16 protein-coding genes are annotated in these 18,974 nt (G+C 68.1%); 7 read left to right on the top strand and 9 right to left on the bottom strand.

Annotation, left to right across the window (positions count from 1 at the left end; genetic code table 11):
• The first annotated feature begins 25 nt into the window (after positions 1-25).
• Positions 26-847, top strand: a complete 822-nt coding sequence (locus PJ250_RS10955; protein WP_271644571.1) for a hypothetical protein — start codon at positions 26-28, stop codon at positions 845-847.
• 66 nt (positions 848-913) lie between these two features.
• On the opposite strand, the gene PJ250_RS10950 is transcribed toward PJ250_RS10955, so the two are convergent.
• The 5 genes from PJ250_RS10950 to PJ250_RS10930 form a co-directional block, all read right to left on the bottom strand.
• Entirely contained in the window at positions 914-2,212 is a 1,299-nt protein-coding gene (locus PJ250_RS10950; RefSeq protein ID WP_271644570.1) for a Xaa-Pro dipeptidase, read from the bottom strand.
• 88 nt (positions 2,213-2,300) lie between these two features.
• Entirely contained in the window at positions 2,301-2,951 is a 651-nt protein-coding gene (locus PJ250_RS10945; RefSeq protein ID WP_271644569.1) for a DUF6624 domain-containing protein, read from the bottom strand.
• Positions 2,952-3,118: 167 nt separating this feature from the next.
• Positions 3,119-5,287, bottom strand: coding sequence for a dihydrolipoyl dehydrogenase (lpdA, locus tag PJ250_RS10940; RefSeq protein ID WP_271644566.1), 2,169 nt, complete (start codon positions 5,285-5,287; stop codon positions 3,119-3,121).
• 1 nt (position 5,288) lies between these two features.
• On the bottom strand, positions 5,289-6,407 hold the full coding sequence (locus PJ250_RS10935) for a mechanosensitive ion channel family protein (RefSeq protein WP_271644564.1): 1,119 nt from the start codon (positions 6,405-6,407) through the stop codon (positions 5,289-5,291).
• Between the two features lie 40 nt (positions 6,408-6,447).
• Positions 6,448-7,887, bottom strand: a complete 1,440-nt coding sequence (locus tag PJ250_RS10930) for a dihydrolipoyllysine-residue acetyltransferase (RefSeq protein ID WP_271644562.1) — start codon at positions 7,885-7,887, stop codon at positions 6,448-6,450.
• A gap of 230 nt (positions 7,888-8,117) precedes the next feature.
• On the opposite strand from PJ250_RS10930, the gene otsB reads away from it, so the two are divergent.
• The 5 genes from otsB (at position 8,118) to PJ250_RS10905 (ending at position 13,852) form a co-directional block, all read left to right on the top strand.
• Positions 8,118-8,858 (top strand): trehalose-phosphatase, encoded by a 741-nt coding sequence (gene otsB, locus PJ250_RS10925; RefSeq protein ID WP_271644560.1) that lies wholly within the window; start codon positions 8,118-8,120, stop codon positions 8,856-8,858.
• Between the two features lie 34 nt (positions 8,859-8,892).
• Positions 8,893-10,674: a glycoside hydrolase family 15 protein gene (locus PJ250_RS10920; protein ID WP_271644558.1), complete on the top strand. Its 1,782-nt coding sequence runs from the start codon at positions 8,893-8,895 to the stop codon at positions 10,672-10,674.
• Positions 10,671-12,038 carry an alpha,alpha-trehalose-phosphate synthase (UDP-forming) gene (otsA, locus tag PJ250_RS10915; RefSeq protein ID WP_271644556.1) on the top strand — a complete coding sequence of 456 codons (1,368 nt, stop codon included), beginning with the start codon at positions 10,671-10,673 and terminating at the stop codon, positions 12,036-12,038. Before PJ250_RS10920 ends, otsA begins: the two co-directional genes overlap by 4 nt.
• A 652-nt stretch (positions 12,039-12,690) precedes the next feature.
• A complete protein-coding gene (locus PJ250_RS10910) occupies positions 12,691-13,383 on the top strand; it encodes an OmpW/AlkL family protein (protein ID WP_271644555.1) in 693 nt (230 codons plus the stop codon).
• Positions 13,384-13,549: 166 nt separating this feature from the next.
• Positions 13,550-13,852 (top strand): hypothetical protein, encoded by a 303-nt coding sequence (locus PJ250_RS10905; RefSeq protein ID WP_271644554.1) that lies wholly within the window; start codon positions 13,550-13,552, stop codon positions 13,850-13,852.
• On the opposite strand, the gene PJ250_RS10900 is transcribed toward PJ250_RS10905, so the two are convergent.
• Together PJ250_RS10900 and PJ250_RS10895 are read right to left on the bottom strand one after the other, a co-directional pair.
• Entirely contained in the window at positions 13,849-14,394 is a 546-nt protein-coding gene (locus tag PJ250_RS10900) for a DUF1453 domain-containing protein (protein ID WP_271644553.1), read from the bottom strand. The genes PJ250_RS10905 and PJ250_RS10900 overlap by 4 nt on opposite strands.
• 37 nt (positions 14,395-14,431) lie before the next feature.
• Entirely contained in the window at positions 14,432-15,319 is an 888-nt protein-coding gene (locus PJ250_RS10895) for a DMT family transporter (RefSeq protein WP_271644552.1), read from the bottom strand.
• A gap of 93 nt (positions 15,320-15,412) precedes the next feature.
• Between PJ250_RS10895 and PJ250_RS10890 the strand changes: the two genes are divergently transcribed.
• Positions 15,413-15,895, top strand: a complete 483-nt coding sequence (locus PJ250_RS10890; RefSeq protein ID WP_271644551.1) for a YajQ family cyclic di-GMP-binding protein — start codon at positions 15,413-15,415, stop codon at positions 15,893-15,895.
• Positions 15,896-16,198: 303 nt separating this feature from the next.
• On the opposite strand, the gene PJ250_RS10885 is transcribed toward PJ250_RS10890, so the two are convergent.
• Both PJ250_RS10885 and PJ250_RS10880 read right to left on the bottom strand, forming a co-directional pair.
• Positions 16,199-17,614 carry a DcaP family trimeric outer membrane transporter gene (locus PJ250_RS10885; RefSeq protein WP_271644550.1) on the bottom strand — a complete coding sequence of 472 codons (1,416 nt, stop codon included), beginning with the start codon at positions 17,612-17,614 and terminating at the stop codon, positions 16,199-16,201.
• A gap of 142 nt (positions 17,615-17,756) precedes the next feature.
• Positions 17,757-18,968: a benzoate/H(+) symporter BenE family transporter gene (locus PJ250_RS10880; RefSeq protein WP_271644549.1), complete on the bottom strand. Its 1,212-nt coding sequence runs from the start codon at positions 18,966-18,968 to the stop codon at positions 17,757-17,759.
• Positions 18,969-18,974: the final 6 nt, after the last annotated feature.

Here is an 18,974-nt window from a genome sequence, read left to right as displayed (position 1 = left end):
TTCAAACCCCGCAGGAGAAGTTCCGATGAAAGCCTTCGCGTCCCTGGCCCTGGCCGGCCTGTCCGTTGCCATCCTCACCACGCTTGCCGCTCCCGCCCATGCGCAGACGCCGGGCGATGACACCTTCACGCTGCGCCTGGGCGCGATGAGCGCGGACGGCAGCGGCCGCCTCAAGGGCAGCGGCGAGCTGATGGGCAATGACGTCGATTTCAGCCAGGACTTCGACTTCGGCAGCAACGAGGTGTCGCCGCGCGTGGACGGGGTCTGGCATATCAGCCCGCGCAACCGGGTGATCTTCGACTACTTCCGCTATGACAAGGACAACACCCAGACCCTGGGTGAGGACATCAGCTACGACGGCACCACCGTCCCGGCCGGCAGCTACGCCAAGCTGGAGACGCGCTTCCAGTTGGCCAGCCTGATCTATGACTTCTCCGTGGTCGACACCGAACAGTTCTCGTGGGGCCTGCAGCTGGGCGCCGAGTGGGCCAAGCTGGACGGCAAGGTCACGGCCGACGCCGGCCCGGACGTGGGCAGTTTCTATGGCGATGCCAAGGAAGACGGCGAGGCTCCGGTGGTGGGCACCCGCCTGACCTTCACCCCCGGCGATCGCTGGCTGATCAACGTGCAGGGCCAGTACCTGGACGCCAGTTGGGGCAGCTTCGACTACGACGGCAAGATCAAGCGCGCCAACGCGATCGCCGAGTATCGCATCACCGACAACTTCGGTGTGTTCGCCGGCTACGACTGGTTCAAGATCAACTACAACGAGTCCGGGCGGGACGCCTCCGGCGGTATCGACCTGGAGTTCAAGGGTCCGATGGCCGGCGTCACCCTCGCCTTCTGATCCGCGCCACCCTGACTGGCACGAGGCCGCGCATCGTCGCGGCCTCGTTGCGTTCGGGGACTTGCGCTAGTCCGGCGCCTTCTCGACCACCCCGCCCTTCATGACGAACTCCACGTGCTCCAGTACGGTCACGTCGGCCAGTGGATCGCCGGACACCGCGATCAGGTCGCCGTATCGCCCGGGCGCGATGGCACCGACATCGCCCTCTTTGCCCAGCACCTTGCCACCGGTCACGGTCGCGGCCTGGATCGCCTCCATCGGGCGCATGCCCCACTGCACCATCTTGGCGAACTGGCGTGCGTTGTCGCCATTGGGATAGACGCCGCCGTCGCTGCCAAAACCCAGGGTGACGCCGGCCGCATGCGCGGCCTGGAAGGTCTGGCGCTGCTTCAACCCGACCTGGCGCTCCTTCTCCAGCGATTCGGCGAACACGCCGTTCTTCTCGCCCTCGGCCAGGATGTAGTCGTCGTTGTAGATGTCCATGTCGAACACCGTGCCGTGGGCCTTGGCCAGCTTGAACGATTCGGCATCGGCCAGACTGGCGTGCTCGATGGTGTCCACCCCGGCGCGGATGGCGGTATCGATACCGGCCTTGCCATGCGCGTGCACGGCGACCTTCATGTCCAGCATGTGCGCGGCCTCCACCAAGGCCTGCATCTCCTCCAGCGAATACTGCTGCGCGCCGACGCTGTCGGTCTTGGACAGTACCCCGCCGGTGCCGCAGAACTTGATCACCTCGGCGCCGTACTTGCGCAGCGTGCGCACGGCCTTGCGGATTTCTTCGGGCCCATTGGCCACCGCCGGCGAGGGCACGCTGACCGAGGGCGGGAATTCGGTGGCGTCGCAATGCCCGCCGGTGGCGCCGACGGCATAGGTCGCCGGCACGATGCGCGGGCCGACGATGTAGCCGGCGCCGATGGCCTGCTTGAGCGCCACATCGTCGTAGTTGGCCGAGCCGACGTTGCGCACGGTGGTGAAGCCGGCCAGCAGGGTCTTCTTCGCGTTGGCCACCCCGACGATGGTCCAGAAGTTGTCGGTGTATTCCAGGCCGCGATAGCCACTGATGGTGGGGTCGGAGGTCAGGTGCACATGCAGGTCGATCAGGCCCGGCAGCAGGGTGCGTGGCCCCAGGTCGATGCGCTGCGCGCCGGCCGGGACGGCCTCGCCCTTGTGGCCGACACGGGCGATGCGGCCGTCGATGATGACCACCTGCGGATCGTCGACCATCGTCCCCTTGAGCACATCGACCAGATGCGCGGCGGTGACCACGACGGTCTGCGGCGCAGGCGCCGGCGTGGTCTGGGCGAAGACGGCGACAGGTGCGCTCAGGGCGAGGCCCAGCACGCAGGCAGCAAGCGATTGCATCGATGATCCCCGAAGAAGACAGGCGACCGTCCCTGGGACGGCCGCCTGCCTGTTTAATCCGCATCGCGGCGCGCTGGCAAGTGCTTATCTACTGCTGAGCGGGCGGCTGGAACATTTGGCGCGCCACGCAGAGATAGTCGGCCAGCGGCATCTGACCAACCGCCGCCCGCCGTGCATCGACCTGGGCGGGGTCTTCCAACGGCTTGGGCACCCACTTTCCATCCCGAGCGATGAGCTGACTGCCGTAACGTTGTGGCTTGCCCTGATTGGTCAGCACGCGATCGGTCAGCAGGATGAAGTCTTGACCCCTCAGGCCACCGTGGCCGACACGCGACTGCACCTGATCCAGCACCTGCGCCTGGAAAGCCGGATCGGCGTCGGCGTGCTGGACCAGCAGCCATGCCGCGTCGACACCGTCCTGGCCCACTTCCGATGGCAGGGGCAGGCCGGCGTGTGCTTCCACAATCCGTTTGATCCGCGGCAGGTTCGCCGCGTCCACGCGCGACATCGCCTCCACGCTTTCGCGCGACCACCCTGCGGCATTGACCGCATCACGCGCCTGCTGGTCGGGCGCCACCATGTCCAGCAACTGCTTGCGCAGGGCGGGGTCGGTCGGTGGCGCGGCCTCCTGTTCCGGCGGGGCATCCTCATGCGGATGGTGTTGACGAAATTGCGCCGCCCCGGGGCATTTGGCCAGCGCAGCGGCGAGCTCGGGATCGTCTTCGGCCAGGGCCGGCATCGCCAGCACGAGCAGCAGCGCACCCTTTAGCAGCCTCCTGATCAACACAACACTCCATCAACCCAGCGGAATACGGAAATTACCGCAAGGCCACGATGTCCCGCCATCGCCACATGACAACGCCCCGGCGAGCGGGGCGTTGTCACGGCAGGCGTTGCAGCGAACGCTTACTTCTTCTTCGGGATGTACAGATCGGTGATGGTGCCGTCGTAGACCTCGGCAGCCATGCCGACCGACTCGCTCAGGGTCGGGTGGGCGTGGATGGTGTGGCCGATGTCCTCTGCCTCGGCGCCCATCTCGATGGCCAGACCGATCTCGGCCAACAGGTCGCCGGCATGCACGCCGACGATGCCGCCACCGACGATGCGATGGGTCGCCTCGTCGAAGATCAACTTGGTGAAGCCCTCGGTGCGGCCGATGCCGATGGCGCGGCCGCTGGCCGCCCACGGGAACTTGGCCACGCCAACCTTGAGGCCCTTGGCCTTGGCCTCGGTTTCGGTCACGCCCACCCAGGCGATCTCCGGATTGGTGTAGGCCACCGACGGCACCACGCGAGCCACCCATTCCTTCTTCTCGCCCGAGGCCACTTCGGCGGCCAGCTTGCCTTCGTGGGTGGCCTTATGGGCCAGCATCGGGTTCCCGACGATGTCGCCGATGGCGAAGATGTGCGGCACGTTGGTGCGCATCTGCTGGTCGGCCGGGATGAAGCCGCGGTCGGTCACCTGCACGCCGGCCTTGTCTGCGCCGATCTTCTTGCCATTGGGTGCACGACCCACGGCGACCAGCACGCGGTCCCAGGTGCCCGATTCCAGCTCAGGCTTGGCGCCTTCGGTGGCCGATTCGAAGGTCACCGTGATGCCCTTCTTCTCGGCCTTGACCCCGCTGGCCTTGGTCTTGAGGTGAACGACGACGCCCTGCTTCTTGAGGCGGTCGGCCAGCGGCTTGACCAGGTCCTTGTCGGCGCCGGGCATCAGCTGGTCCATGAACTCCACCACGGTGACCTGGCTGCCCAGCGCGCTGTAGACGGTGGCCATTTCCAGGCCGATGATGCCGCCGCCGACGACCAGCAGCTTCTTGGGGATTTCGGCCAGTTCCAGCGCGTCGGTGGAATCCATCACGCGCTTGTCGTCCCACGGGAAGTTGGGCAGCTTCACCGCCTGCGAGCCGGCGGCGATGATGCACTGCTCGAAGCGCAGCAACTGGGTCTTGCCGTCCTCGCCGGTGATCTCGATCTCGTTGGGCGAGACGAACACGCCGGTGCCCTGCACGACCCTGACCTTGCGCTGCTTGGCCATGCCGGCCAGGCCGCCGGTGAGCTTGCCGACCACCTTCTCCTTGTACTCGCGCAGCGTGTCCAGGTTGATCTTTGGCTTGGAAAACTCGATGCCGCACTCGGTCGCATGCGCGGCCTCGTCGATGACGTTGGCCGAATGCAGCAACGCCTTGGACGGGATGCAGCCTACGTTGAGGCACACGCCGCCCAGCGACGCGTAACGCTCGATCAGGACGGTGTCCAGGCCCAGGTCGGCGGCACGGAAGGCCGCCGTGTAGCCGCCCGGGCCGGAGCCCAGCACGACCATGCGGCACTCGATGTCGGCCGGCTTGCCGGTGCCGGCGGCGGCCTTGGGCGCGGCGGCGGCATCGGGCTGGGCCAGCGACGGGGTGACCGGGGCCGGGCGCGGGGCCTCGGCCGCCGGGGCTTCCGGCGAAGCACCAGCAGATGCTTCGCCACCCTCGCCTTCCAGGACCAGCACCAGGTCGCCCTGGCTCAGCGTGTCACCCACCTTGACCTTGATTTCCTTGACCACGCCGGCGGCCGAGGACGGCACTTCCAGGGTGGCCTTGTCCGATTCCAGCGTCACCAGGCCCTGCTCCTTGGACACGGTGTCGCCCACCGAGACCAGGACCTCGATCACCGGTACGTCGGTGAAGTCACCGATATCGGGCACCTTGACCTCGATGGGACCGCCGCCGGACGCCTTTGCGGGGGCCGGGGCGGAGGCCTGCGCCGCCTTGGGCGCTTCGGCCTTGGCCGGTGCGGGCGCGGCGGCCTTGGGGGTCTCGGCCGCGGCCGGCGATGCGGTACCTGCATCACCTTCTGCTTCCAGCACGATCACCAGGTCGCCCTGGCTCAGCGTGTCGCCCACCTTGACCTTGATCTCCTTGACCACGCCGGCGGCCGAGGACGGCACCTCCAGGGTGGCCTTGTCCGATTCCAGCGTCACCAGGCCCTGCTCCTTGGACACGGTGTCGCCTACCGAAACCAGGACCTCGATCACCGGCACATCGGTGAAGTCGCCGATATCGGGAACCTTTACTTCGATCGTGTTTGCCATGTCATTGCTCTCCTGTTTCCGGGGCGGCGTCGGGATGGCGTGCCTGCTCGTCCCGGATCGCGCGGTGTACGTCGTCCACCGCGTCGTTGCCTGCGGTGGAAGGTTGAAGGGGTCGTGCGTCGGCCTCCTGGGCCGGCGCGGTGTCCAGGCGCAGCGCGCGCAGGGCCTGCTCGCCATCCAGGCCGAACACGCTGCGCAGGTGCAGGTCGCGCTGCGGGAAGGGGATCTCCAGCCCATGCCGCGCCAGGGCCGAGTGCAAGGCCCAGAAATACGCGGCCTTGACCGTGGAGGGACGCTTGGTGGCTTCCGGCGTCAGCCAGATCACCAGTTCGAAATCCAGGCTGCTCTCGCCGAAGTTCACCAGCCACACCTGCGGGCGCCGCGCGCCTTCCAGGGTCAGGGTGAAGGGCACCTCGGCGGCCGCCTCCAGCGCGGCCTGTTTGACCGTGTCCTTGTCCACGCCGTAGGCCACGCCGAACGGCACCTTGATCCGTCGCGAGCCATCGCCGTGGGTCCAGTTGACCACCCGGCCGCTGACGAACTCCGAGTTGGGCACCAGGATGTCGATGTTGTCGTTGGTGACAATGGTGGTGGCGCGGATGTGGATGTCGCGGACCTCGCCGTGCACGCCGGACTCCAGTTCCACAAAGTCGCCCACGCGCAGGGACTTGTCGAACAGCAGGATCAGGCCGGAGATGAAGTTGTTGAAGATCGCCTGCAGGCCAAAGCCCAGGCCCACGCCGATGGCCCCGGCGAACACGGTGAACTTGCCCACCGGCATCCCGATCGCCGCCAGCGCGATCAGCAGGCCAGCCGCCAGCAGCGCGTACTGGACGATGCGCGAGACCGTGTACAGCGAGGCCTGGCTGGTGCGCGGATGCCGGGCGCCATAGCGGGCCAAGCCGCGCCGGGCCAGCCTGGATACCACCCAGGTCAGCAGCAGCACCACCGCGGCGGCCACCAGGCCACCGATTGTGATCGGCACCCCCGAGACGGTCAGCAGCTTGTAGTCCAGGACCGGCAGCAGCCCGGCCGAATGCTCGCGCGCGGCATCGCGCACCCAGTCGCCAGCGCCGCTGGCGTCCTGCGGGGCAGCGGCGGCGGCGAGCAGCCCCGGCATGGGGCTCAGCGTGCCCGGCGGCGCGGTGGACAGGCCAGGATCACAGCAGGACCCGGCGCATGTCGCCCAGCACGCGGGCCAGGTCGGCAGTGAAGCGCGCGGCCAGCGCCCCGTCGATTACGCGGTGGTCGTAGCTCAGCGACAGCGGCAGCATCAGGCGCGGCTGGAACGCCTTGCCGTCCCACACCGGCTGGATGGCCGACTTGGACACGCCCAGGATCGCCACCTCCGGCGCGTTGACGATCGGCGTGAACGCGGTGCCGCCGATGCCGCCCAGCGAGGAGATGGAGAAACAGCCGCCGGTCATCTCGGCCGGGCCGAGCTTGCCGTCGCGCGCCTTCTTGGCCAGCGCGCCGGTCTCTGCGGCGATGTCGTTGACACCCTTGCTGTCCACGTCGCGGATCACCGGCACGACCAGCCCGTTGGGCGTATCGGCGGCAAAGCCGATGTGGAAGTACTTCTTCAGCGTCAGGTTCTCCCCGGCCGCATCCAGCGAGGCGTTGAAGGTCGGGTACTTCTTCAGCAGCGCGGCGCTGGCCTTGATCAGGAAGGCCAGCATGGTCAGCTTGACGCCGGACTTGGACTTCTCGGCCTCCTTGTTGAGCTGCACGCGCAGGTCTTCCAGATCGGTGATGTCGGCCGAGTCGAACTGGGTGACGTGCGGGATCATCGCCCAGTTGCGCGCCAGGTTGGCGCCAGAGATCTTCTGGATGCGCGAGAGCGGCTGGACCTCGGTCTGGCCGAACTTGGAGAAGTCCACCTTGGGCCAGGCGAGCAGGTTCAGGCCATTGCCACCGCCGGCGGCCGCGGCGGCAGGCGCGGCTGCGCTGGCACCGCCACCGGCCAGGGCCTGCTTGACGTAGCCCTGCACGTCTTCCTTGGTGATGCGGCCCTTGCGGGCGCTGCCGGACACCTTGGACAGGTCCACGCCCAGCTCGCGGGCGAACACGCGCACCACCGGGCTGGCATGCGGGACCTTGTCGGGCATTACCCGGTCGGCATCGAAGGCCACCGGCGGGGTGCTGGTCGGCGGGGACGGCGGCGCATCCTGGCCGGCGGTGGCGCCGGAGGCCACGCGCGACTGCGACTGGGCGATCTCGCGCTGGGTCAGTTTGTCGGGGGAACCGGTCTGGACCGGCTCGGCCGGGCTGTCCGGCTCGGCCGCCTTGGCCGGCGGGGCGGCAGACGCCTTGGCCGGGGCCGGCTTGTCCTCGGCCTTGGGCGCCGGGGCCGAGTCGTCCTGCGGCTCGATCATGGCCACGACCGCGCCCTCGGAGAGGGTGTCGCCGACCTTGACCTTCAATTCCTTGACCACGCCGCCGAAGGCCGCGGGCACTTCCAGGGTGGCCTTGTCCGACTCCAGGGTGATCAGCCCCTGGTCCTTCTGTACCGTGTCCCCGACGGAGACCAGCACCTCGATCACAGGCACGTCGCTGTAGTCACCGATGTCGGGGACGCGTGCTTCCTGGGCTTGAGCCATCTGCTGAACTCCGGTTGGATTCTTGTGGGACTGGGCCGGCCATTGTACGACCGTCGCGCGCGTCGCCAAGCTTGGCTCATGGCAACTGGCCGAAATCCTGTCAGGATCGGACGAAATTTCGTCTTTGCTCGACCAATTGCCTAGACACCTGCTTCAACACCGCGTGTTCACCGGCGTCCGCGAACAATGCGCTGCAACGTTTTCATGCGGAAGACGCCTGCAAAGCCCCCATGCCCGCTTCCCCCAACCGCTTTCCAGCCCCGCCACACCTCTCGGGCGACCACGCCCTGTTCCTGGACGTGGACGGCACATTGCTTGAGTTCCAGGACGACCCCAGCGCAGTCGCGCTCCCGGAAGGGGGGCTGGACACGGTGCTGCGCCTGTCCGAGCGCCTCGGCGGCGCGCTGGCCCTGATCAGCGGCCGCCCCCTGAGCGAACTGGATGCGGTCTTCACACCCCACGCCCTGCCGGCAGCCGGGATGCATGGTCAGGAACTGCGCGGCGCCCCCGACTCGGCGCGCGCGGTGCCGGTCCAGGCCCTGGAGGCGCTGCGCCGTGAGGCGACGATCCTCTCCCACCGCTATCCCGGGGTGCGGGTGGAGAACAAGCACAGCAACATCGCCCTGCACTGGCGCGCCGCGCCGGCCGCCGCCGATGCCCTGCAAGCGCTGGCCGCCCGCCACCTGCCCGATCTGCCGGGCTACCGCCTGCAGCCGGGCAACCAAGTGATAGAACTGGTGCCGGACGATGTGGACAAAGGCCGCGCCATGCGTAGGCTGCTGGAAGCATCCCCCTTCGCCGGCCGCAGGCCGGTGTTCGTGGGCGATGACCTGACCGACGAGTACGGCTTTGCGGCGGCCAATGCACTGGGCGGCTGGAGCGTGCTGGTCGGCCGGCGCGCCAACAGCCATGCGATGTACGCCCTGCCCGACGTCTCGGCGGTCCACGCCTGGCTGCGGTCCCACCTCTAGCGGTCCCCACCCCCACTACCCCCACGGAGCAAGCATGAGCCACCCCACCCTGGACATGGGCGTCATCGGCAACGGCAGTTTCGGCGCCCTCATCGACAAGCAGGCACGGGTGGTCTGGAGTTGCATGCCCGCCTTCGACGGCGATCCGGCCTTCTGCAGCCTGCTCTCGCCGGTCCAACAGGAGGGGGGCGACTTCGCGGTGGAACTGGAGGACTTCGCCTCCAGCGAGCAGCACTACCTCACCAATACCGCAATCCTGCGCACCGTCCTGCGCGACACCCACGGCAATGCGCTGGAGATCATCGACTTCGCTCCGCGCTGGCGCGAGAACCAGCGCTTCTACCGACCGGTCAGCATCATTCGCCAGGTGCGTCCGATCAGCGGCACGCCACGCATCACCATCCGCGCCCGTCCGCTGGCCGATTGGGGCGCGCGCAAGCCGGAGACCACCTGGGGCAGCAACCACATCCGCTGGCTGCTGCCCGAGTTCACCCTGCGCCTGACCACCGACGTCCCGGTGCGCTTCTTGCGCGAGGAGACGCCCTTCATCCTCAGCCACCCGGTGCATCTGGTGCTGGGCGTGGACGAATCCCTGCGCCGCTCGCTGGCAGGGTACGTACGCGAGGCCGAGGAGAACACCCGCCATTACTGGACCGAATGGGTGCGCTACCTGTCGATCCCGCTGGACTGGCAGGACGCGGTGATCCGCAGCGCGATCACCCTCAAGCTGTGCCAGTACGAGGACAGCGGCGGCATCATCGCGGCGATGACCACCTCCATCCCGGAGGCCGCCGATACGCCGCGCAACTGGGACTACCGCTATTGCTGGCTGCGTGACGCGGCCTTCGTGGTGCGCGCGCTCAACCGCCTGGGCGCGACCCGGACGATGGAGCAGTTCCTGTCCTACATCTTCAACATCGCCACCCACGACGGCACCTTGCAGCCGATGTACGGCATCAACTTCGAGGTCGAGCTGCACGAGCACGATGTGCCCAGCCTGGCCGGCTACCGCGGCATGGGGCCGGTGCGACGCGGCAACCTGGCCTGGATCCAGAAGCAACACGACGTGTACGGCTCGGTGGTGCTGGCTTCCACGCAGCTGTTCTTCGACCAGCGCCTGGCCGACCCGGGCGACGTGCATGCCTTCGAGCGGCTCGAAGCGCTGGGCGAGCGCGCCGCGGCGCTATACGAGATCCCCGACGCCGGCCTGTGGGAGTTCCGCGGTCGCGCCGAGGTCCACACCTATACCGCGGCCATGTGCTGGGCCGCCTGCGACCGCCTCGCCAAGATCGCCCAGCGCATGCAGCGCGACGACCGCGCCACCTACTGGCGCGAGCGCGCCGACACCATCCGCGCCACCACCCTGGAACAGGCCTGGCGCGAGGAGCAGGGCTGGTTCAGCGCTTCGTTCCAGAGCGATTACCTGGATGCCTCGCTGCTGCTGCTGGCCGATATCGGCTTCGTCGCGGCCGACGATCCGCGCTTCGTCTCCACCGTCGAGGCCATCGGTCAGACCCTGAAGAAGGGCGACGCGCTGTTCCGTTACGTGGCCCCGGACGACTTCGGCGAACCGGAGACCAGCTTCACCATCTGCACCTTCTGGTACATCGACGCGCTGGCCGCGATCGGCCGCAAGGACGAGGCGCGGGCGATGTTCGAGCGCATCCTGGCGCGGCGCAATCACCTGGGCCTGCTGTCCGAGGACCTGGCCTTCGAGGACGGCGAGGCCTGGGGCAACTTCCCGCAGACCTATTCGCACGTGGGGCTGATCATCGCCGCCATGCGCCTGTCGCGCTCCTGGCAGGAGGCCTCGTGAGTCGACTGGTCGTGGTCTCCAACCGGGTCGCACTCCCGGGGGAACCACAGACCGGCGGCTTGGCCACTGGCCTGCGCGCGGCGCTGGCCGAACGCGGCGGTCTGTGGTTCGGCTGGAGCGGCAAGGTCAGCCGCGAAGCCAGCGGCACGCTGCACGAACACCGCGATGGCAACACCACCTACGTGACCATGGACCTGTCGCGCCCGGACCACGATGCCTATTACCTGGGCTTCTCCAACGGCGCGCTGTGGCCCTTGCTGCATTTCCGCCTGGACCTGGTGAACTACGACCGCGGCACCCGCGAGGGCTACCGACGGGTCAACGCGCTGTTTGCCGACCGGCTGGCGCCGATGCTCAAGGACGATGACATCGTCTGGATCCACGACTACCACCTGATCCCGCTGGCGGCCCTGCTGCGCGAGCGCGGCATCGGCTGCCGGATCGGCTTCTTCCTGCACACCCCGATGCCCTCGGCCGACCTGGTCTCGGCCATGCCAGACCATCAGCGCTTCTTCAGCACGCTGTATGCGTATGACCTGGTGGGCTTCCACACCCGGCGCGACATGGAGCGCTTCCAGGCCTACGTCCGTCTTTACGGTGGCGGCCGGGTGATCGCCGATGGCGAGCTGGAAGCCCCCGGCGGGCGCCGGTTCCGCACCGGGTCGTTCCCGATCAGCATCGACACCGCTCTGATCGCACAGCAGGCCCGCATTGCAGCCACCAAGCCCGCTGTGCGCGACCTGCGTGGCAGCCTGCGTGGGCGGCTGCTGGCCATCGGCGTGGACCGGCTGGACTATTCCAAGGGCCTGCCCGAGCGCTTCCATGCCTTCGAGCGCTACCTGGAGCGGCACCGCGATCAGCGCGGCAGCCTCACCTTCCTGCAGGTCGCGCCGGTCTCGCGTGGCGAGGTGCCCGAGTACCAGATCCTGCGCAGCCAGCTCGAGCAGATCGCCGGCCACGTCAACGGCGCCTATGCCGAGGCCGACTGGACCCCGATCCGCTACGTCAACCAGAACTACAGCCACACCCAGCTGGCCGGCTTCTACCGCACCGCGCGGCTCGGCCTGGTCACGCCCCTGCGCGATGGCATGAACCTGGTCGCCAAGGAGTACGTCGCCGCGCAGGATCCCGAGGATCCGGGCGTGCTCATCCTGTCCATCCTGGCCGGTGCCGCCGACGAGATGAGCGAAGCACTGATCGTCAATCCGCACGACCTGGACGGCGTTGCCGACGCCATCGCCACGGGCGCCGACATGCCCAAGGCCAAGCGCATCGAACGCTGGCGCGCGATGATGGACCACCTGGAGCGCCACGACATCAATGCCTGGCGGCAGTCCTACCTGCAGGCGCTGGAAGCGGCCTGAGGCGCGCCCCGGGGCGTCGAGGTCGACGTTCTCCAGCGTGATGGGTTCCGATGTGGACTGCCCTCCGCGCAGCGAAGCGCGTTCCACGCACAGGGGCGTGCCCTGCCCTGTAGGTGACGGGCATCAGCGATGCCGGCCTTCCGCAATGCCCGGCCCGGCAATGGCGGTTCCGGTCTCGCCGCACTGGCCGGACTTCGGGTCGGCGGCGGCGTCGAATCGACACCCGCCCCATGCTGCGGCGAGACAGCTCCAAGCGTCGCTCCCTGCACGCTCGCGGCCGCGCGGCATTCACCTTCCAGATCGCTGAAAAGCGACACGCTCCAGCACGAGACGGAGCGGCGACCGGACATCTCGAAGTGCAATTGAGAAGTCGCCACCTTGCGCACAAGGCGCTCGAATCGCGCCTGCCAGCTGAACCGGGCCTCCGCACCTACAACCGCGTCAGCGTGAAGAAAATCGCCTTCATTTAACGTTTTTCTACGTCGGCATTAGCCTTGCGCGGGACGGGGCGTGCATCAACATGAAGCGTCCCTGTTCGGCAGCCTGAACCGCACTCGGCATGCCGGGAAGTGTTCATCTGCAAATTCCTACGGTGTGCTCCGTCCCGCCGCTGGTGGGCCTACCGCAAACAAGAAACGAAGAGGTACACCCCATGAATTCGATTCGCCTCATTGGCCTGGCCCTGGTGCCGCTGCTCGACGCTCCCCCGGTTTTCGCGCAGGACATGGTCGGTGCCGCCACCGACGACGGCACGCCCCATGGCGTGGCCACCAACAGCACCACCGGCGGTGATGCCGCGGCCGCCTACAAGAAGTGGGCCGTGGTCGGCAGCGCCACCATGATGAAGCCTTCCTCGCGCCCGCTGGATGGCTCCAGTCTGGACGTGGACGGCGACACCGCGCCGACCATCTCGGCCAGCTACTACGCGACTCCCAACATCGCCGTGGAGCTCTGGGGCGCGGCCGACAAGTTCAAGCATGACGTCGGCGACAACAACGGCAAGATCGGCAGCGTGTCGCAGCTGCCGGTGGCCATCAGTGGCCAGTACCACTTCGGCACTTCGGACCAGGTGTTCCGTCCGTTCGTCGGCGTGGGCTACTACCAGTCCAACTTCAGCAACGAGAAGCTGGGCAGCGTCCCGGGTCAGCACGTGGCCGTCAATGACGCCAAGGGTGCGATCGGTACGGTCGGTGTCGACATGAATATCAACCCGAACTGGTTCGCCCGCGTCGACGCGCGCTACATGGACAGCTCGCCGGAGGTGACCGTCAACGGTCATGGTACCGGTCAGGATCTGGACCTGAATCCGTGGACCGTGGGCGTGGGTATCGGTGCGCGCTTCTAAGCACTGAACAACGACGTTGACACCAACGGCGGCGGGCCCTGTGCCCGCCGCCGTTTTCGTTTGCGCGTGGGTGCGGCAGAAGCACGCGGTGCACACGATGCGCTCACCACACCTTCGCGCGAGGCTGGTCAGCATCGTCTGCCTTGATTCCGACCAGGAGATTTCCATGCCCATCGTCCGCCTGCGCATGACCGGCGACCAGGACGCCACCCTGCAACTGACCCACGCGCTGGAAGCCATCGAAGGCATCGAGCACGTCGAGGAAATCGAAGACCTGATGCCGCACATGGACGACGAGGATTCCAGCTCGGCCGGCCTGAGCGACGATGCCGCCCCGGGTTATTCGGTGATCGAGGTCGAGGCACCCAACGATGAAGGCGTCCGTCGCGTGCGCGAGGTGGCCGAGCGCGTCGCGCGGGTCACCGGCAGCGCCATCGAAGTGCTCAACGACGAAGACGACGAAATCTAGCGCGCGCCACCGCGCCGACCGCGCGGCAATCGCCAGCGCAAGCCCCAGGCCGTGGCCAGCCCGTGTCCCAGCAGCAAGCCACCCAGCGCGAACAGCGTGGTGTGGTCGAACGCAGGCAGCCACGGCAACGCCTGTTGATCGCCGATGCGACGCCAGGCGTCGACCACGCCGGCCGCAAGGCGGACCAGCACCAGCAGCACCAGGACCGCGGCGAGCCACGGGCTGGGCGTGTGGAAGCTGCCCTGGGACGTATGCTCCACGCGGCCCAGGACAATCCCCAGCCCGCCTGTACACAGGCCAGCACCCAGGCCGATCGCCGCATAGGTCAGCGCGCCCGGCCACCAGTGCCCGGTGACCGCCATGCCCATCAGGTAGAGGACGGTCGACGCAAGGGCGAACCAGGCATTGAGCCGCACCAGCCAGGGCAGCAGGCGGCGCCTGGCCTTGCCCTGGCGGAACCGCAGGTACAGCCACAGCGGCAGCAGCAGGACCCAGGCCAGCAGGACCACCAACACCACCACGGCCACGATCAGCAACGGCACGCGGCACGCTCCTGCATCACTGCGGGCGTGGCGCGCCTCACGGGTGCACCTGCCCGTCCGCGGCGACACGACGCTCTCGCCGCAGCAGGTACAGGCCACTGGTCACGATGATGCCCACGCCTAGCCAGGTCACCGCGTCGGGCAGCTGCCGCCACAGCAGCAGGTCGGCCAGCACGCCCCAAATCAGGGCCGAATACTCCAGCGGCGCGATGCGCGACGCCTCGCCATGGCGGAAGGCCTCGGTCAGCGCCATCTGCGCCAGTGCACCGGAAATGCCGATGGCGATCACCGGCCACAGGTCCGCGCGTACCAGCCGCGTCCAGTCCGCCCACGCCAGCACGCCTGCGAACACCGCCATCATCGCCACCAGCCAGACCACCATCGCCTGGCTGCTTTCGCGCGGGGCCATCGCGCGGGTGGTGAGGATACTGGCCGCATAGCACGCCGCCGCGCCCAGCACCGCCGCGCCAGCCGCCGTCCACAGGCCCGCACCGGTCGGCCGCAGCACCACCAGTACGCCCAGCAGCCCCAGGACAATGGCGGTCCAGCGCCGCGGTCCCACGTGCTCGTTCAGAACCGGGCCGGCCAGCGCGGTGACCAGCAAGGGGGCCGCGAAGGTCAGCGCGTAGGCGGTGGACAGCGGCATGCGCGCCACGCCATAGACGAAGCCGGCCATCATCCCGATGCTCAGCACGCCCCGCAGCAGGTGCAGCGGCCAGCGCACCCGCAGCAGCGCGCGCGGTCCCACCGTGACCAGCGCCCAGGCCAGCACCAAGGGCAGCGAGGATGCTCCACGCAGCGCGGCGACCTGCAGCGGGGCATGGCGGGCGGCGAGCAGCTTCAGGCCCACGTCCATCACCGCGAACAACGCCACGGCGCAGAGCATCAGCCCCGCGGCGCGCCATGGCGGAGCGTGGGAGTCCATGGTGGGCGATTATGCCCCGCAGCCAGGCATGCAAGGACGTTGGCGCGAGCTTCGCGTTACCCTTTGCGACCCATTTTCACAGCAGGTGCGCCCATGCCCTCTTTCGACGTGGTTTCCGAGGTCAACAGCCACGAGCTCACCAACGCGGTGGATCAGGCCAATCGCGAGCTGTCCAACCGTTTCGACTTCAAGGGCGTGGACGCCAAATTCGTGCTGGAGGACAGCGTGATCAACCAGTCCGCGCCCAGCGATTTCCAGCTCAAGCAGATGGAAGACATCCTGCGCGCGCGCTTGATCGCGCGCGGCATCGATGCGCGCTGCCTGGAGTTCGGCGAGGTGGAGACCAACCTGGCCGGCGCGCGCCAGAAGATCACCGTCAAGCAAGGCATCGAGCAGAAGCTGGCCAAGCAGATCGCCGCCAAGATCAAGGAATCCAAGATCAAGGTCGACACCCAGATCAACGGCGACAAGCTGCGCGTCAACGGCAAGAAGCGCGACGACCTGCAGACCGCCATCGCCCTGCTCAAGCAGTCCGAGTTCGAACAGCCGCTGCAGTTCGACAACTTCCGCGACTGAGCGTAGGGGCCGCGCGCCACCGGCTCAGCACCGTGCCGGTGGCAGGCTCGATCACGTCCTGGCGGACGTCGGCGGGAATCTGCTGCCGGTGAATCCCGTGTCCTGCCACAGCGGCGGCGAGAGGAAGTCGTCTTGCGTCATTGCCATTTCCTAAGCCCGATCGGGAGGCGATGACGCGAGCCCGCGTGTCCGGCCGCATGCGGCCCATCCTCTGTATCGCTCAAGCCCGCGAACCCGCCTCGGCGCGTCATCGCCGCGCCGGCACTGTCCAGATACCGGGCAGTGCCGGCCACGGCCGGCGCGCTAGAAGGTGTACTTGACCGTGGTCTGCAAACGCGCCAGCTCGCCCTCGGCATCGTTGGCCAGTTCGCGCGTGCCCCAACTCAGCTCGGCGCCCACGTCCAACCGCGGGAACGGCGAGTAGATCAGGTTCACGCGCCAGGACTGGGTGCGCTCGGTCGCCGACTGGCCCACGGCGGCCTCGTCCACCGCGATGTAGGCCGCCGAGTAGGCCAGCGTGCTGCGCAGGTTGCCGGTCCAGTTGTGACGCCACGCCGCAAAGCCGGCGTAGGTGTCCTGCGCCTTCAGTGAGCCGTTGCCATCCAGATAGGCATCGGGCACCAGGCCGAAGGCCAGATAGCGCCCCAGCCCGGAACCACCGCTGACCGTGTACTGGAACAGGTCGCTGGGGCTGACCTTGAACGAGCCAGCCACGCTCAGGCCGAAGCCGGTCGCCCGGTCGTCGCGGGTGCGCAACTCGCGCGCGATGCCGCCCACGCTGAAGTGGCCCCAATCTCCCTTGGTCATCCAACGCGCGGTCACATCCGGCACGGTGTTCTCGCCACTGCTGACCTGGGCCGGGCTGCCGGCCTGATACCAGGTCTGCGGGTTCTCCAGCGAGAAGGACCAGTTGCCGGTGCTGTAGCGGATCTGCGCTTGGCGCGCGAACAGCGTGCCGTCGACAATGCCCACGAAATCGACCGTTTCCGGCAACGAGCCCAGATCCATCAGGTTGGTCCAGGTCTGGCCGGCCAGCCAGTGGTTCCACTGCACGTAGGCATGGCGCAGCGTAGGCGGATAGCCATTGGAGAACTTCTCGTTGGCCACGTTGTTGTTGCCGCCGCCGAAGAAGTCGAACTCGACATAGCCCTTGAGCTTGTCGCCGGCGTCGGTCATCCGGTCCACGCCGAACCAGATGCGCGAGAACTGCGCGTGGAAGTCGGTATAGCTGTCGCTGGGGCCGGCATCGACCGGCGTCCCGGCCGGAAAATAGAACAGGCGGCCGGGCGTGCTGTCGGTGATGGTGCCGTCGCTGGTCCAGGTGGACATCATGTCCAGCTTGATGAAACCGCCGAAGCTGAAGTGGCTGTCGCCACCGGCCACGATGGCGGTGTTCTGGATGGGCGCGCGTGGCGGCGTGCCTGCGGCCAGCGCCGGCGAGGGCGCGAGCGCGCCACTGGCCTGCACGCCAGGTCCCTTCAGCGGCGTGTTGCCGGCGACTGTCGCGGCCTGCAGTTGCTGACGGGCATCGACCAGCTGCCCCTGCTGCTGTTGGACCATCTGCTTGAGGGCCTGGACCTCGTTCTCCAGCTGCGCGATGCGCGCATCCTGGGCCTGGTCGCTTGCCGACTGGCCCCAGGCCACGCCAGGTGCGGATAACGCAATCGTGATGGCGCAGGCGAGCGATGCGCGCCGCACGGCCATGGTCAATGAATCCATGCTTCCCTCCCAGGAACAACGGTGATGTGTGGATGGAGCGCCGCCGAACGCGGCGACGCGGTGGAACTTCGATGGGCAGGCCCGGCGAGCGCATCGGTGGCGCGTCGCCGGATCCAGCGGTGTGTGGGTTTCCCCTGATGCCTCAGCGCGACGTCGATACCACCGGCGCCGCGGGAACCCGCCCGCGTCGCCACTGCAGCAGCACGTGGGTCCCCATCCCGAACAACAGACTCCAGAACGCCGCCCCCAGCCCGAACAGCGACATGCCCGACGCACAGACGATGAAGGTCACCAGCGCGGCATCGCGATCGCGCGCATCGGCGACCGCGGTGGTCAGCGCACCGACGATGGTGGGAAACAGCGCCAGGCCCGCCAGGGTGGCGATCAGCTCCCTCGGCAGCGTCGCGAACAGCGCCAGCACCGTCCCGGCACAGGCGCCCAGCAACAGATAGACCACACCCCCGGCGACACCGGCGATGTAGCGCCGCGCCGGGTTGGGATGGGATTCGGGCCCAGTGCAGATCGCCGCGGTCACCGCGGCCAGATTGAGTCCATGGCAACCGAACGGCGCCAGCAGCGCCGAGCCTGCCGCCGACCACGCCACCAGCGGGCCAGCGCCCGGGCGCGTATAGCCCTCGTTGCGCAGCAGCGCCACGCCCGGCACGAACTGTCCGGTCAACGCCACCACGACCAGCGGGATGCCGATGCTCACCGCCGCCTGCCAGTCCAGCTGCGGGGTGACCCACACCGGCCGGGTCAATGCGAGCGTCGGCATCGGCCCGTGCACCTGGCCGGTCGCGATCGCCACACCGACCCCGGCCACCAGGACCGCCACCACCGCATAGCGGGGAAACCACCGGCGCCCGATGAAGAACGCCGCGAACATGGTCAGCACCAGCGGCAGCTGGCCGGCCATGTCCACGAACAGCTTGCTGCTGAAGCCGAACAGGAGGCCGGCCAGCATGGCGGCGGTGATCGGCGGCGGCAGTCGCGACACGACCCGGTCGAACATTCCGGACAGGCCGACCAGGAGCACCACCGCGCTGGCCACCAGATAGGCGCCCACCGCCACGGGAAACGCGACGGTGGGCAACAGCCCCACCAGCAGGACCGAACCGGGGATGGACCAGGCCACCACCACCGGCACGCGGTAGCACAGGCTCAGCACCACGCCCAGCACGCCACTGCCGATGGCGATCGCCCAGACCCAGGAGGCCAGCAGGGCCGGCGGCAGCCCCGAGGCGGCCTGGAACACGATCACCAGCGGCCCGGCGAAGGAGATCAGGGTGGCGATCACCCCGGCCAGTACGGCCGGGAGCGAGGCGTCACGCAAGAGCCGGGAGAGGATCGGCATGGCAAT

This window comes from Pseudoxanthomonas sp. JBR18 (assembly GCF_028198165.1).
Classification (GTDB): domain Bacteria; phylum Pseudomonadota; class Gammaproteobacteria; order Xanthomonadales; family Xanthomonadaceae; genus Pseudoxanthomonas_A.
This window is presented reverse-complemented; position numbering and strand designations above follow the sequence as displayed.